Origin of the sequence: Flavobacterium azizsancarii, from assembly GCF_027980145.1 — a bacterium.
Classification (GTDB): Bacteria; Bacteroidota; Bacteroidia; order Flavobacteriales; family Flavobacteriaceae; genus Flavobacterium; species Flavobacterium azizsancarii.
Genome location: NZ_JAMZNK010000011.1, coordinates 26,743 through 42,510, shown reverse-complemented (window position 1 = coordinate 42,510; position 15,768 = coordinate 26,743). Strand labels below are relative to the sequence as shown.

Below are 15,768 nucleotides of genomic sequence, written 5' to 3'. Positions count from 1 at the left end.
ATTTAAATGAAAAAAATAATCTGTCTTTTCTTAGTCTTTACCTTTGGTTTATCCAGCTGTGAGAAAGATGATATTTGTGATGCAAATACGCCCACTACTCCCCGATTAGTGATTTCCTTTTATGAAGTCAAGACTCCTAGCTTAGCTAAAAATGTTACCAACTTAAAAGTAATTGGTAAAGATCAGTCTAATGGAATTATTTTCAACAAAAGTGGCGACTCCATCACAAAGTATCGAACCAGTGCTAATACTATTTCTATACCGTTAAAAACAAATGAAAATTCAGTTACCTATAGTTTTATTCTGGATTCAGGAAATCCTAATCCCGCTGCAATAAATACAGATGTAATAAAATTCAACTATACACGTGAAAACGTATATGTATCCAGAGCTTGTGGTTTTAAAACGATTTTTCAGTTAGACCCACTATCGCTTGCCGATCCAGTATCAAGCCCTTTCGAGCAAACGGATCCAAACAATGATGGACTCTGGATGCAAAGAGTTATCGTATTACAACCTAAAGTCGATTCTGAAAATGAAACACATATTAAAGTATTATTTTAGTTTTTGCTTATTGTTTTCAATGTTTTTGGCACAAGCCCAGGAAACATCGACTAAAACAATAACAAAAGGTACCACTCAGGAAAAACCTAAAACCGGAGCCGCAAAACCTGAAATCCAGGAAGTAAAAAAAGACAGCATCAAAACAGATCGCTATGGCCTTCGTGTAGGAGTTGATTTATACAAGTTAACCCGTGGTCTTTATGATAAAGATTATAAAGGAATTGAAGTTGTGGGTGATTTTCGTTTAACGAAAAAATACTATATCGCTGCCGAACTTGGTTTTGAAGACAAAACTACAGATGATACCAGATTAAATTCAACAGCTACAGGAACTTATATTAAAGGAGGTTTTGACTATAATTTATATGAAAACTGGATGGACATGGAAAACTTAATTACAATAGGTATGCGTGGTGGTTTTAGTACTTTTAGCCAACAGTTAAACAGCTACAAAATCTACAACGCAAATCCGTATTGGGGAGAACAACCCCCAATTGTTGATGGTCAAAAATATACTGGCCTTACAGCCGGATGGATCGAAGTTGCCATGGGACTAAAAGCAAAGGTTTTTAATAATGTATTTGTTGGGTTTGGCGTTCAGTTAAAAATGTTAGTAGCCAACTCAAAACCATCTGGTTTTGACAACCTATACATTCCGGGCTTTAACAGGACTTATGATGGTAATTTTGGAGTAGGATTCAATTATACCGTTTCCTATTTTATTCCGCTTTATAAGAAAAAAACAATTATCCCAGTATTGACCAATACCAAAGAAGCTCCTAAAAAATAGTCTCTTTTAAAAATAAAAAAAGCCATGAACTTATTAATTTAAATTCATGGCTTTTCTATTTACGTTCTAATCTTAAGAGAGCTGAAACTCAACAGCTGCATTTGAATGTATCAAAGCAGTATCAAAAATGGGTACCAAAAGATCTTCTGCTTGTATCACTAAAGGAATTTCGGTACACCCTAAAATAATTCCTTCCGCTCCTTCTTTTATTAATTGATTGGCAATTTCCAAATAACGTTTTTTAGTTGCTGCGGTTACAATTCCCCTTCCTAGTTCTTCAAAAATTGTAGTATGAAGAAAATCCCTATCGTCATCATTATTCGGAATCAAAACTTCTATTCCTTTATCGATAAGTTTATCTTTAAAAAAATCGAGTTCCATTGTAAACTTAGTCCCCAACAAACCAACCTTTTTCAATTCTTGTTTCTGAATTTCGATCGATGTTACTGTTGCAATATGAATAATAGGTAAATCTATTGCCGCTTCAAGTCTGTCAGCGATAAAATGCATCGTATTTGCACACAATACAATTGCTTCTGCCCCGCCCTGCTTTAAGAATTGACATCCTTTTAAAAGCATATTAAAAGTAGAATCCCAATCGTTGTTTTCGTTATTCCTTTTTATATCAGCATAATTAAAAGAGTAAATCAAACACTCCGAGAAGTTTAACCCTCTCAATTTATCATTTATACCCTGATTTATTAGTTTGTAGTAATCACCGGTAGAAACCCAACTAATCCCGCCTATAAGCCCAATTATCTTCATAAAACTGATCTATCCTATTTCTCTGATACCCTTCATGAAAATCCATTTCATAAAAAGCTTTTCGCCATCCTTAGTTTTTACTGCCTGAAATTTAGGCGAAATCAAAGTTGCTATAATAAAAGCAGTCATCGGAATCCAAAGTCCTGTTAATCCTGTATACATCGCTACTACATACCTTCCTGCAATAAATAAAATTGCGAAACACCCCAATTGGTATAAAAAAGCTCTTACTTGTAATTTTGTCATTTCTTTTTAAGTTGCTAAGGTCCTGAGGTACTAAGTTTCTAAGATTTTCTCTTTATAACTTAGTTTCTTTAACCTAAAATTATATTTTATTCTCAGCCAAACTTCTTATTAACTTAGAAACTTAGCATCTTAGAAGCTTTATTCAGAAACTTGAAATTTCGTTCTCTTACTTCCTTCGTACATTTCGTATTTTACCAAACGCGCTTCAAGGCTTGCGTTGAAAAGTTTGATTTTACGAGAAGGTTTTAAACCTACAAATTTCAATGCTTCAAGATTTGCTGTAATAAACCAGGCATTTGTTCCCGGATAGCTTTTCTTTAAAGTATCACCAATATTTTTGTAAAACTCTTCCATATGAATATCCAGACGCTCATCATAAGGCGGATTAAAAACCATATGCAATTTTCCTTCTACTGATTTTTCAGTATCAAAAAAGTTATTTTCTTCAATCGAAACGTAATCTTCAAGATTAGCATTCCTGATATTATCTTTGGCTTTGTTTACAGCACTTGGCGCTTTATCAAAACCTTTTATAGTATAATGAAACTCTTTTGTTTTCTTCATCAAACTGTTTATAATCTGTTCGAACAAATCATTATCCCAGTCTTTCCATTTTTCAAAAGCAAATTCTTTACGATTTATATTTGCCGGAATATTACAAGCAATCATCGCCGCTTCTGCAAGGAAAGTTCCTGAACCACACATTGGGTCCAAAAAGTGGCTTTGTCCTTCCCAGCCTGATAACAACAAAATTCCTGCTGCCAAAACTTCGTTGATAGGCGCAATATTCGTAGCCGTTCTGTATCCACGCTGGTGCAATGAATTTCCGGAAGTATCTAAAGCAACCGAAACCTGGTCTTTATCGATATGAACGTTGATTCGTAAATCAGGAAAAGCTTTATCAATACTTGGGCGCTGTCCCGTTCTTTCTCTAAACTGATCTACAATTGCATCTTTACATTTTTGAGAAACAAACTCAGAATGATTAAAATAAGTCGAATGCACCGTTGCATCAATCACAAAAGTCTGGTTTGCATTTAAAAGTTTTGACCAGTTTACACCAGAAATCCCTTTATATAATGCTTGTTCATTATTAGCCCTGAACGAGTAAATAGGTTTTAAAACCTTAAGCGCAGTACGCAACGATAAATTAGCTTTATACATAAAACCTTTATCACCTTTAAAGCTTACCATTCTCACCCCTTTTTCGACGTCCTGAGCACCAAGGTCTTTTAATTCTTTCTCTAATATTTCTTCAAAACCAAAAAAACATTTGGCAATCATTCTAAAATTTTCTTCCATCTTTATTTTTGTATTAAAAAAAACTCCGATCGCAGACACAAATCTGATTATTCAGGTATCGTCGCGAAATAGTTATTTTTCGGCAAAAATACACTAAATTTGCGGGACTTTGAATTAATTGAAATAGAATAAATGTCTGAAGCACCAAACTCATCAACACCAAATCAGGAGCGTAATACCGAAAATTGGTTTACATCATGGTTTGACACTCCTTATTACCACATACTTTATAAAGATAGAAATTACCGCGAGGCACAGATTTTTATGGATAACCTTACACATTATCTAAACTTGCCTGAAAAAGCAAAAGTGCTGGATTTAGCGTGCGGAAAAGGGCGCCATTCTATTTATTTGAATCAATTAGGCTTTAATGTTCTTGGTGCTGATTTGTCTGAAAACAGCATTGCCGAAGCCAGCAAAAACAGCAACGAAACCCTGCATTTTAAAGTGCACGATATGCGTGAACCTTTTGATGAAAAATTTGATGCCATTTTTAATTTGTTTACGAGCTTTGGTTATTTCGAAAACGATGATGACAATCTAACAACGCTAAAAGCCATTAAAGAAAGTTTATCTGAATATGGTTTTGCCGTAATCGATTTTATGAATGTGGCCAATGTAATTGAAACTTTAGTTCCGGAAGAAGTAAAAACCGTTGACGATATCGATTTTAAAATCAAAAGATATGTTCAGGACGGACATATTTTTAAGGAAATAGATTTTGAAGACCAAGGGCGTCAATATCATTTTACCGAAAAAGTAAAAGCTTTAACCCTAAAAGATTTTGAAGATTTAATGGAAGAAGCCGGAATTTTTCTATTGGATATTTTTGGAGATTATAAACTCAAAAAGTTTCATAAAACCGAAAGCGAACGATTAATCATGATTTTTAAGTAAAATTGGTGAATCGTTAATTGTTTAAACCGTTTAGTCGAATAAACAATTAACAGATTAAACAAATCAACGATTAAACAATAAAAAATGAATTATCTTTTACCCTTATTTTCTGTACTTTTAGGTTATATTCTGGCTTTGTTTTTAAAACCAAAAAATAAGACCAATCTAAAATTATTGCTTGCTTTTAGCGGTTCATTTTTATTGTCGTTAACCGTAATGCATTTGCTTCCGGAAGTTTACGAAACACACAATCATAATATTGGTATCTTTATTATGGTTGGAATTTTATTCCAGATCATCTTAGAGTTTTTCTCTAAAGGAGCTGAGCATGGTCACGTACACGGACATGCACAAATGAGTCAGATTCCGTGGTTGCTTTTTATAAGCTTGTGCATTCATGCTTTTTTAGAAGGTTTCCCCGTAAGTCATCATCACGATTTAGCACTTGGTATAGCAATTCACCATTTGCCAATTGCAGTGATTTTAACAACCTTTTTTATCAATGCAAATCTTGACAAGAAAGCCATTTTTGTTTTCATGCTTACTTTTGCACTTATGACGCCGCTTGGTACGGTTGCATCCGAATATTTGCCTTTTTTAAATGAATATTATACTGAAATCACTGCGATCGTAATTGGGATTTTATTTCATATTTCATCCACAATTATTTTCGAAAGCAGCGAAGGACATAAGTTCAATATTGCCAAAGTTTCTATGATTGTTCTGGGAATTTTACTGGCATTTATGTTATAATCCGGGCGTGACCAAATTCACAAAAGGCGTTATTTAACAAACCACTTACATGCACCTTTCGCAAATCCAGTCGGACTATCCTTTCCTCCGTGACGGATCTCCTATCCCAATGTCATTAAGTTAAGAGATTTTTGAATACGGATTAACTATTTCTTTATCAATACCTCTATCAGAATCCGCAATCTTGTCATCTCGACGAAGGAAAGATCACACAAGAAACTCGACAAAGATTGGCGAATATCTGAACGGAAATACTAGTGTGATCCCTCGTTCCTTGGGATGACAAGATTGCGTTTAAACTTTGCGAATAATGGATTAAAATCCATCCCTACAATATATTTTGTTCCTCCTGAACTCTTTCTAAAATTCCAGAGGCATGCTTTATTTGTAGCGCCGTCCCGAAGTTTCGGGATTGAGAGAAAAATTATGATCAAAAAAATTTAAATTAATGACATTGACCCCTATCCCTCACGCAAAAACTTTGCATAAAAAAACACCTAACAGGTTTTAAAAACTTGTTAGAATACACATACCTTTATTTATGTTTTAATTTAAATTTTCTAATTGACTAAAAAACATCATTCACCCGAAGATTCAGTAAAGCAATCGCCGTGTAAGAATTAAAAGAAAAAAGTTTTTTTAATCTTCGCTACTTTACGTTCTAAATTTCGGGATTGCAATAAAAAAGATTAATTTTGAGCCGGCTTAATTAACACGAAAAAATGGCATTTACCAAAACTACAGAACAATCTTCAAAATACGAACATTTAGAAATAATGTCTCTGCATGAATTGCTTACCAACATCAATCAGGAAGATAAAACCGTTCCTAATGCAGTTGAAAAAGCAATACCACAAATAGAGGCACTGGTTGCGCAAGTGGTCGCTAAACTAAAATTGGGCGGGAGATTGTTTTATATTGGAGCCGGAACATCCGGACGTTTAGGTGTTGTAGACGCCTCAGAATGTCCTCCCACTTTTGGCGTTCCTTTTGATTTAGTAAACGGAATTATTGCCGGTGGAGATTCTGCTATTCGTCGTGCCGTAGAAAATGCCGAAGACAATGCCACCCAAGCCTGGATCGATTTGCAAAACAATAATATAGGTGCGAATGATGTCGTGATTGGTATCGCTGCTTCCGGAACAACTCCTTATGTTATTGGCGGCTTAACAACCTGTAATCAAAATAATATTCTTACCGGCTGTATTACTAATAATGAGGGAAGCCCGCTAGCATTAACAGCTCAATTTCCTGTAGAAGTAGTTGTAGGACCTGAATTTATTACCGGAAGTTCCAGAATGAAAGCCGGAACAGCTCAAAAGCTAGTTCTGAATATGATTTCTACAGCTGCAATGATTCAGTTGGGAAAAGTAAAAGGCAACAAAATGGTCGATATGCAATTAAGTAATATTAAATTGGTAGATCGCGGCGTGAAAATGATTATGGGCGAAATTCCTGTTTCGTATGAAGAAGGTTCAGAATTATTAAAAAAATACGGCAGCGTACGAAATGCTGTTGATAATTATAAAAAGTAAAAGCTTTTGTGAATAAGCAATATCTTTTTACAACACAATATTCATTTCGATGCAAGGCGAAATTACACTCGCAAATCGACAAAGATTGAAGATATATATTGGGAGTTTCTTGTGTGATTTCGCCTTGCGTCGAAATGACAAGGTTGCGATAAACCTGAAACTAAAAGAAACCTGAAACCGGAAACTTTGCAAATCAAACAAGAAATTATGTCAACAAATAAAGAATTATTAGGAAAAGGAATTAAATATATGTCAGGTTCATTACCACTTTTATTTATTGGTCCTTCATTGATTTACAATGCTTTTATGAATCAGCATACCAATTGGCATTATTTAGTTTTAGGAATTGGAATTGTAGCTTGTCTGAGTGCAATGTTTTTAATTTTTTACGGATTGAAAATTATTATGAAAGGTTTGTTTAACGACTAAATTACACGCCCGGGTTTAGCATCATTACTAAAAAAATATCCAATATAATTAAAATATGGAAAGTCTAATTCACATTCAGAAAACCTTCGAGAAAGTCACTTATATTGATAAAAAAATAAACAATCGGGAGTTTGAAGATTGTGATTTTAAAAATTGTGATTTCTCGAACAGTAACTTTGCATACAATACCTTTTTAGACTGCGAATTCATTGATTGCAATTTGTCGATGACGAGTTTATCAGGTACAAGTTTAAAAAATGTAAGTTTCAAAAACTGCAAACTTCTTGGAATTGCTTTCAACGAATGTGACGATTTTTTATTTCAGGTTTATTTTGAGGAAAGCACTTTAGATTATGCCATTTTTTCAAATAAAAAAATGGCCAAAACCAAATTTATTAATTGCTCAGTTAGAGAAGTTACTTTTATAGGAACCAACTTAACGAGTTCGGTTTTTGATAATTGTAATCTCGAAGGTGCTATTTTTAACGATACCCAATTGGCTGCTGTTAATTTTAAGACGGCATACAATTATAAAATTGATCCGGAATTTAACCCAATGAAAAAAGCGCAATTTTCTAATGATGGAATTGTGGGTCTTTTAGATAAATACGATATTAAAATTGTCTAACATCTAATATTAATAATTTTAAAATAAAAGCCACAAATTTCACGAATTAGCACGAATTGTTTTTTTTTGCAGACTTATAAATTCGTGACTTGAGCGATAGCGAACAGGCGAAGCAAATTCGTGGCAACAAATAAAATAATTATGGAAGCAACAGAATCTTATTTAGAAAGTGTTAAAAAGCAATTTTTATATTACAAAACACTGGGCGAAAAAGCCATAGACCAATTAGAGCCTCAACAGCTTTTTGTTACTGTAAACGAAGACACTAATAGTATTGCAACTATAATTAAGCACATTTCGGGAAACATGCTTTCAAGATGGTCCGATTTCTTAACTTCTGATGGCGAAAAAGAATGGCGCAATCGAGACGCCGAATTTGATAATGATTTACAATCCAAAGAGGAAGTTTTAATCGTCTGGAACAAAGGATGGGATTGCTTTCTCAATACCTTAAACAGCTTAAAACCAGAACAACTTTCGGATATTATTTACATTCGTAATGAAGGTCACACTGTTATCGAAGCCATAAATCGTCAATTAGCACATTATCCATATCATGTGGGACAAATTATATTTTATGCGAAACAATTAAAAAATGCTTCCTGGAATAGTTTATCGATTCCCAGAAATAATTCCGGAAATTATAACGCCGAAAAGTTTGCCAAGGAAAAAGAAATCAAGAACTTTACCGATGATGAATTAGAAAGATTAAAATGATCTGTTTGTCAGGCTGAGCGGAGTCGAAGCCCTAATAAACCGAACAAATTCTTTCAACTTCATTTAGTGTGATGAAAACGATTGCCCTAGCCCTGATTGTAATGGAAATCCTTTTTGTTTTTTCTTTAAAAACAAAAAGATTGAAGTAAAAAGCAGGAATAGCTCCTTAAAAAACAAATTATTTAAAATGAAAAAAATAGTATTCTTACTTCCGTTACTTACCTTAGTATCTTGTTATGATGCAGAACATAATTGCAAAGATTTTAAAACCGGAAAATTCAAATTTGAGTTTGATGTAAACGGCGTAAAAAAAACGACAGTCTTTGAACGTAAAGATGGGATAGAAATCGAAACTTTTGAAGGTAAAACAGATACATCGACAGTACGTTGGGTAAGTGATTGTGAATATATCCTGCAAAAGAAACACCCAAAAAACATGGCAGAAGAAAAAGCTATCAATATGAAGATTTTAACAACTTCTAAAGATTCTTATACGTTTGAATTTGGAATGGTGGGTTCTGATCAGAAACAACGCGGAACAGTAGTAAAATTGGAATAATTAATCTAACTAAACAATTTTTAGTATGGAAGTATTTTTGAATCCCGATGCATCGATCGCTTTATTGACTCTGACTTTTCTTGAAATTGTTTTAGGAATTGATAATATTATTTTTATATCGATCGTAACTGGCAAATTGCCTGAAGAAGATCGTAAAAAAGCAACCCGAATCGGTTTGTTTCTGGCTATGTTTATGCGTATCGCCTTATTGATGGGTATTTCGTATCTGATTGCCATGAAAGCCACCATTTTCAGTATTCACTGGGGTTGGTTTGAAGGCGACTTTACTGGTCAGGCATTGATTTTATTTCTTGGAGGTTTATTTCTGATTTATAAAAGTACGAAGGAAATTAGCGAAAAAGTAGATCATAAGGGCGATGAGGAAAAGACGATTGGCAATGCTGCAAAAAAATCATTTTCGAATGTTATTGTCCAGATTTTACTAATCGATTTAATATTTTCTGTCGATTCGATTCTAACGGCAGTTGGTATGACAAACGGTGTTCACGGTGCCTTAACAATTATGATTACGGCTGTTATCATTTCAGTTTTGGTTATGATGTTATTTGCGGTTCCGGTGGGAAATTTTGTCAATAAAAACCCTTCAATTCAAATACTCGGACTTTCGTTTTTAATCCTGATTGGTTTTATGCTGATTACTGAAAGTATGCATTTATCGAATGCTGCACTTTTGGGAGAACATATTGGCGCAGTACCAAAAGGATATTTGTATTTTGCCATTACGTTTTCATTGGCTGTAGAGTTTATCAATATGCGGGTTCGAAAGAGACAATCTTAAATCATAATTTAAAAGTTCCTATTGGAACTTTTTTTATACCACCATTTCTCAGAAAACAAAAACTCATTTGTAACATCTTTTAAAAAATACAAAGAATAAACAAATCTTCGTGCGTTTGTGACTTTGTAGCAAGAACAAAAAAGTTTAAGCGTGTTTCTTTTACATTTCTATTTTAAGTATTACATTAGAACCTAAATCTTACGTATGAAAAATACTATTTCGCAAAGAGTTGCCGACTTTTTAAAGAACTTCCCTCCTTTTAGTTTTTTACATCAAAAGGATTTAGAAAAACTATCTGAACAAATTTCTATTGTTTATAAAGATAAAGATGCTGTAATCTTTGCAGAAAACGACAAAACTCACGACTCTTTTTATGTCGTTCATAAAGGTGCTGTTGCGCTTAAAAAAAGTCCAAAAAATACCGTTTTAGATATGTGCGACGAAGGTGATATTTTTGGATTGCGCCCGCTTTTGGCGCAGGAAAATTATATTATGGAGGCTGTTGCGTATGAAGAAACCATCCTATATGCCGTTCCTATTGCTGTTTTTAAACCTTATGCGCTTGAAAATAGAAATGTTGGAAATTTCCTGATCGAAAGTTATGCGTCTAACACCCGTAATCCTTACTCTGATATTCACAAAGACAAATTATATGGCGATGATCTACTGCATGAAAACCACCATTCTGAAAGAGATTCTTTTGACTTACAACCCATAAAATATTCCAAGAAAATTGTCACTTGCAGTCCGTCGACCACGGCTCGGGATATTGCAAAAATCATGACAAAGAATAAAGTTGGCGCCATATTAATTGTAGACGAAATGCTGCCTATAGGAATTATTACTGACAAAGATTTACGCAATAAAATTGTTACAGGCGATTATTCGATCCTCACAACTGCCGAAACCATAATGACGAAACCCGTTATTACGTATCCTAAAAAAATGACAGTTACTGAGGCTCAAATGGCGATGATGAAAAGTAACATCAGTTATTTATGCCTGACAAAAGACGGAACAACGAATACTAAAGCCGTTGGGATTTTATCCAAACATGATGTAATGGTGGCTTTAGGAAATAATCCTGCCGTTTTAATAAAAGCACTTAAAAGAACTAAAAAAGCCAAAGAGATTAAACCTATTCGAGCCAGAATCATGCAATTGCTTCAAGGGTATCTGGATCAAAATATACCAATGACTTTAATTTCTAAGATCATTACTGAGCTAAACGAAGCGTGCATCACCAGGGTTATCGAAATATCATTAGAAAAAATGAGCAGTCCGCCACCTGTAAAATTTGCATGGCTGGCGTTAGGAAGCCAGGGACGAAGTGAACAAATGCTTCATACGGATCAGGATAATGCCATTGTTTATGAAAATGTTTCGGATGTTTTTAAAGAGGAAACAAAAATATATTTCCTAAAATTTGCCACACTTGTCAACAAGGGACTTTTTGAAATTGGCTATGATTATTGCCCTGCCGAAATGATGGCCTCAAACCCAAAATGGTGCATGAGTCTGGATGAATGGAAAAATCAGGTACATCACTGGATCACAAATCCAGGAAAGAATGAGGTTTTACTATCTTTTATTTTCTTCGATTATAGCTTAACTTATGGTGATGCCGCGATTACAAATGAACTGTCTGATTTTATTTTTGAGAATGTAAAAGCAAATCCTATTTTTTATGTTCATTTAGTTAGCGGTGCTTTGCAAAGCCCTTCTCCAACAGGATTTTTCAGGCAATTTTTAGTAGAACAAGATGGGGCGAATAAAGATCATTTTGACATTAAAAGAAGGGCTTTAATGCCATTGACAGATGCGGCAAGGGTTTTGATATTATCACATTCTATAAAAGGTATCAGTAATACAGCTGAGCGATTCGAAAAACTTGCAGATCTAGAACCTAACAATAGAGAATTATATCTTTCCTGTTCGTACTCGTTTAAGGCTTTATTGAAATTCAGAACCAAACAAGGACTTCTACACAATGATTCAGGACAATTTATTGCATTGGAAACATTATCTAAAATGGAGAAGATAAAACTGAAACGCACTTTTAAAACCATCAAGGAACTTCAGGAATTAATTTCGGTACGTTTTAATGTTTCAAATCTGGTATAACTATGAGTTTATTTAATTTTTGGAAAAAAGAAGAAGATCTCTTTGATGAAAACATCACTATTGAAGAAACTCGTTTTGTCGTTCTGGACACAGAAACAACTGGTTTTGATTACGATAACGACCGTATATTGTGCATTGGAGCATTAGTTTTACAAAATGGGGTTATCTCTGTTCAGGATAGTTTTGAAGTTTATATACAACAAGATCATTACGACAAATCGACGGCTCAGATTCATGGTATTTTAAAGGCTTTCGTTGTTCAACGACCAAGTGAAAAAGAGGCTTTAGAACAATTTTTAGCTTTTCTGGGTGATTCGATTATTATTGCGCATCATACTGTTTTTGATGTTACAATGATCAATAAAGCGTTAGAACGAAATGGTGATCCTGAATTGACTAATAAACGATTAGATACTGCTATTTTATACAAAAAGACACTCATCCAATCGCATTTGTTCGAGCGAAAAGATCATTATACTCTTGACGATCTTGCCGATAAATTTGACATTTCTAAAAAGGACAGACATACTGCTTTGGGAGATGCTTATATTACCGCAATTGCCTTTTTGAAAATTATAAAAAAACTAAAAGAGAAGAAACACGTTAATTTGAATTCGCTGTTTAAGTAACAATCAGGTTTGCGTTAATCATTAAATAGGGCATTATTTTTAGAAAAACAATCATATAAAAAAACGCTAAGAGAATCTTAGCGTTTTTCATTTTTATATTAATCTAAGACCAAACCAATCTGGCCGTCGTCGTCTAATTCTGTTTCGACTGAATCATCATCTGATAATTCAGGTTTTTCAGGAACTTCTTCGACAGGTTCTTCATAAGGTAAAGGATCAAGTAAATTTACTTGTTTTATTTTATCCGCTGTCAACTGATTTCCTAATGCTTTAAAGCCTTTTACAGCAATAAAATCTTCAACATCTATATGTAAATCCTCTTTCTGAACTCCTTTTACTTTTGCGAAAATAAGTTGTGCCACCGGACGATAATCTGTTGATACAATCTCTAATTGCGAATTTGGATGTTCTGTAATAAAGCATTCTTCTTTATCAGTCTCTACGAGAAAACGTTTTAAATAGTAACGTTCTTTTTCTCCGTCAAAATAAATTGCCGAAACTGGTTTTTTAGGATTAAACTTCTCCAATACGATCATATCTTCCTCAAAATGAGTCGATAATTCCGGAATGATTACTTTTAATTTACCACTTTGATTGATGATTAAGATTTTATCACTTGGCTTAAATTCACCTAATAATTCACCTCTTGCATCAACATTTAAGCGTTTTACGGTATCATCAAACCAAACTTTTCTTGGTAATAAAGTCGAAATTCCTTTCTCTTTTAATTCAATTTTCTTGATTGGATATTTGGTTACCAAATTTCCTTTTGAAGCACGTCCTTTAATCGCTAATTTGGCAAAATCAATATCAAATTTCAATTTCTTGATCGTTCCCACCTGACGCAATAAGATCGTAATGACTTCTGCTTCCCCATTCGGGTTATGCGAAAAATAAACTACTTGTGAACCATTCGTTTCATTCGTCAAGTCATAAGGTTTATCACGTGTTACACCAGAAACATTAAAACGTTTGATATAGGATGGACCTGATTTTCCGTCACGATACATCATGTTGTAAATCGTACGTTTATCACTCTTATCAAAAATAGCGACATGAATAATATCTTTACCCACAAATGTTTTGGAATCTACCTTTGTTACCAGCATTTTTCCGTCACGTAAAAACACGATTACATCATCGATATCAGAACAATCTGTAAGATATTCATCTTTTTTAAGGCTGGTTCCTACGAATCCTTCTTCACGGTTTACGTATAATTTTGTGTTACGCAAAACTACTTTGGTAGCTTCGACATTATCAAATACACGAAGTTCCGTCTGGCGTTCGCGGCCTTTTCCGTATTTCTCTTTTAATTTCGTAAAATAAGCAATTGCGAAATCTGTCAAATTTGCTAAATGATGCTCTACTTCTTTCATCTCGTCTTCTAACTTAGAGATAAAATCATCTGCTTTATCAGAGTCAAAACGAGTAATACGAATCATTGGGATCTGAGTTAGTCTTTGCAAATCATCATCATTGATTTCTCTAACGAATGATTTTTTGAAAATCTCAAATCTGTCATACAAATACTTATACAGCGATTCTCTATCTGAATACAATTTGAAATCAATGTACATTTCTTCACGAATGAAGATTTTCTCTAAAGTAGAGAAATGCCATTTATTTTTTAATTCTTCTAATTGAATTTCTAGTTCCTGGCGAAGTAAATCTTCGGTTCTGTGAGTCGAAATTTTCAACATTTCAGAAACTCCAATAAACAACGGCTTATTATCTTCAATAACACAACCTAAAGGCGCTACAGAAGTTTCGCAGGCTGTAAAAGCAAACAAAGCATCAATAGTTTTGTCTGGAGAAACACCCGGAAAAAGATGAATTAAAATCTCAACATCTGCCGCTGTATTATCTTCAATTTTCTTGATTTTGATTTTACCTTTATCATTGGCTTTCAAAATACTGTCAATCAAAGTTGTGGTATTGGTCGAAAACGGAATTTGCGTAATTACCAACGTGTTCTTGTCTAATTGGGCAATTTTAGCACGCACACGCACACGTCCGCCACGAAGTCCATCATGATAATTCGACACATCAGCAATACCTTGTGTCATGAAATCAGGATATAATGTAAATGGTTTTCCTTTTAAAATCTTGATCGAAGCATCAATTAATTCATTGAAGTTGTGAGGCAGAACTTTAGTCGAAAGACCAACCGCAATTCCCTCTGCTCCTTGTGCCAAAAGTAACGGAAACTTTACCGGAAGATTGTTGGGTTCTGCACGACGACCATCATAAGAAACACCCCAATCGGTAATTTTTGGAGAATACAAAACCTCCAAAGCAAATTTAGACAAACGTGCCTCGATATAACGAGAAGCCGCAGCTCCATCGCCTGTTAAGATATTTCCCCAGTTTCCCTGGCAATCAATTAGTAAATCTTTTTGACCAATTTGTACCATCGCATCACCAATACTGGCATCTCCGTGTGGGTGATACTGCATGGTGTGACCAACAACATTGGCAACTTTATTATAACGACCGTCATCCAACTCCTTTAAAGAGTGCATAATACGACGCTGAACAGGTTTAAAACCATCTTCAATCGCCGGAACTGCACGTTCCAGAATTACGTATGAAGCATAATCCAGAAACCAGTCTTTGTACATTCCCGTTACTTTTGTAATAACGTCGTCTCCTTCTTCTTCCTGGTTTTCGTAAAAATGCTTTCCTTCAAAATTCTTAGCATCTACGTTTATAATTTCCTCAGAATCATCTCCATCCTGATTTTCATCAATCTGGTTCTCTTCAGAATTATTCTCGTCGTCGTTTGGAATTATGTTATCGTCTTCTTCGTCTTTCATTTATTTATATTCGAAATTATAAATTTGATATTATTTATTCTCCAAAAGTCGTTTTAAATCTGACTCACTTGGTAAAACGGTTTTATATTTACTGGCAAAATTATCTAGTGTGCTAACTTAAAAATTCATCGACACTTATAACGAAATTCAAATTATAAATTCAGCAACACTGTCGCAGAATTTTATATTTCAAAAACCCCAGTCATTGACTG

General features: G+C 34.2%; 16 protein-coding genes. 12 read left to right on the top strand and 4 right to left on the bottom strand.

From position 1 onward, the window contains the following. Nucleotides 1-6 precede the first annotated feature (6 nt). Together NJT12_RS09080 and NJT12_RS09075 are read left to right on the top strand one after the other, a co-directional pair. Complete coding sequence (locus NJT12_RS09080; protein ID WP_271335574.1) at nucleotides 7-564, top strand: DUF6452 family protein; 558 nt, start codon at nucleotides 7-9, stop codon at nucleotides 562-564. Then, nucleotides 536-1,354 (top strand): DUF6048 family protein, encoded by an 819-nt coding sequence (locus tag NJT12_RS09075; RefSeq protein ID WP_271335573.1) that lies wholly within the window; start codon nucleotides 536-538, stop codon nucleotides 1,352-1,354. Before NJT12_RS09080 ends, NJT12_RS09075 begins: the two co-directional genes overlap by 29 nt. Nucleotides 1,355-1,426: 72 nt before the next feature. Here the strand turns inward: NJT12_RS09075 and NJT12_RS09070 are convergent, their stop codons facing one another. From NJT12_RS09070 to NJT12_RS09060, 3 genes are all read right to left on the bottom strand, one after another. Then, nucleotides 1,427-2,119 carry an aspartate/glutamate racemase family protein gene (locus NJT12_RS09070; protein WP_271335572.1) on the bottom strand — a complete coding sequence of 231 codons (693 nt, stop codon included), beginning with the start codon at nucleotides 2,117-2,119 and terminating at the stop codon, nucleotides 1,427-1,429. Nucleotides 2,120-2,128: 9 nt separating this feature from the next. Beyond that, a complete protein-coding gene (locus NJT12_RS09065) occupies nucleotides 2,129-2,365 on the bottom strand; it encodes a hypothetical protein (RefSeq protein ID WP_271335571.1) in 237 nt (78 codons plus the stop codon). A gap of 138 nt (nucleotides 2,366-2,503) precedes the next feature. Next, entirely contained in the window at nucleotides 2,504-3,667 is a 1,164-nt protein-coding gene (locus NJT12_RS09060) for a THUMP domain-containing class I SAM-dependent RNA methyltransferase (RefSeq protein ID WP_271335570.1), read from the bottom strand. A 132-nt stretch (nucleotides 3,668-3,799) separates the two neighbouring features. Here NJT12_RS09060 and NJT12_RS09055 point away from each other — a divergent pair, with 132 nt between their 5' ends. The 10 genes from NJT12_RS09055 to NJT12_RS09010 all read left to right on the top strand — a co-directional run bounded on the left by NJT12_RS09055 (nucleotide 3,800) and on the right by NJT12_RS09010 (nucleotide 12,737). Further along, nucleotides 3,800-4,564 (top strand): class I SAM-dependent methyltransferase, encoded by a 765-nt coding sequence (locus NJT12_RS09055; RefSeq protein WP_271335569.1) that lies wholly within the window; start codon nucleotides 3,800-3,802, stop codon nucleotides 4,562-4,564. A gap of 84 nt (nucleotides 4,565-4,648) precedes the next feature. After that, the gene (locus tag NJT12_RS09050; RefSeq protein ID WP_271335568.1) at nucleotides 4,649-5,317 is read left to right on the top strand and encodes a ZIP family metal transporter; all 669 of its coding nucleotides are present in this window, start codon (nucleotides 4,649-4,651) and stop codon (nucleotides 5,315-5,317) included. Nucleotides 5,318-6,039: 722 nt separating this feature from the next. Continuing rightward, nucleotides 6,040-6,852, top strand: a complete 813-nt coding sequence (gene murQ / locus NJT12_RS09045; protein WP_271335567.1) for an N-acetylmuramic acid 6-phosphate etherase — start codon at nucleotides 6,040-6,042, stop codon at nucleotides 6,850-6,852. Between the two features lie 207 nt (nucleotides 6,853-7,059). Further along, nucleotides 7,060-7,281: a DUF6095 family protein gene (locus tag NJT12_RS09040; RefSeq protein ID WP_271335566.1), complete on the top strand. Its 222-nt coding sequence runs from the start codon at nucleotides 7,060-7,062 to the stop codon at nucleotides 7,279-7,281. 55 nt (nucleotides 7,282-7,336) lie between these two features. After that, a complete protein-coding gene (locus NJT12_RS09035) occupies nucleotides 7,337-7,909 on the top strand; it encodes a pentapeptide repeat-containing protein (RefSeq protein ID WP_271335565.1) in 573 nt (190 codons plus the stop codon). A 141-nt stretch (nucleotides 7,910-8,050) separates the two neighbouring features. After that, the gene (locus NJT12_RS09030; protein WP_271335564.1) at nucleotides 8,051-8,626 is read left to right on the top strand and encodes a DUF1572 family protein; all 576 of its coding nucleotides are present in this window, start codon (nucleotides 8,051-8,053) and stop codon (nucleotides 8,624-8,626) included. 187 nt (nucleotides 8,627-8,813) lie between these two features. After that, complete coding sequence (locus tag NJT12_RS09025; RefSeq protein WP_271335563.1) at nucleotides 8,814-9,185, top strand: DNA topoisomerase IV; 372 nt, start codon at nucleotides 8,814-8,816, stop codon at nucleotides 9,183-9,185. A 25-nt stretch (nucleotides 9,186-9,210) separates the two neighbouring features. After that, nucleotides 9,211-9,984 carry a TerC family protein gene (locus NJT12_RS09020; RefSeq protein ID WP_271335562.1) on the top strand — a complete coding sequence of 258 codons (774 nt, stop codon included), beginning with the start codon at nucleotides 9,211-9,213 and terminating at the stop codon, nucleotides 9,982-9,984. 204 nt (nucleotides 9,985-10,188) lie between these two features. Further along, a complete protein-coding gene (locus NJT12_RS09015) occupies nucleotides 10,189-12,108 on the top strand; it encodes a DUF294 nucleotidyltransferase-like domain-containing protein (RefSeq protein WP_271335561.1) in 1,920 nt (639 codons plus the stop codon). A 2-nt stretch (nucleotides 12,109-12,110) separates the two neighbouring features. After that, entirely contained in the window at nucleotides 12,111-12,737 is a 627-nt protein-coding gene (locus NJT12_RS09010; RefSeq protein ID WP_271335560.1) for a 3'-5' exonuclease, read from the top strand. Between the two features lie 98 nt (nucleotides 12,738-12,835). Here the strand turns inward: NJT12_RS09010 and NJT12_RS09005 are convergent, their stop codons facing one another. Beyond that, nucleotides 12,836-15,556, bottom strand: a complete 2,721-nt coding sequence (locus tag NJT12_RS09005; protein ID WP_271335559.1) for a DNA gyrase/topoisomerase IV subunit A — start codon at nucleotides 15,554-15,556, stop codon at nucleotides 12,836-12,838. Between the last annotated feature and the right edge of the window lie 212 nt (nucleotides 15,557-15,768).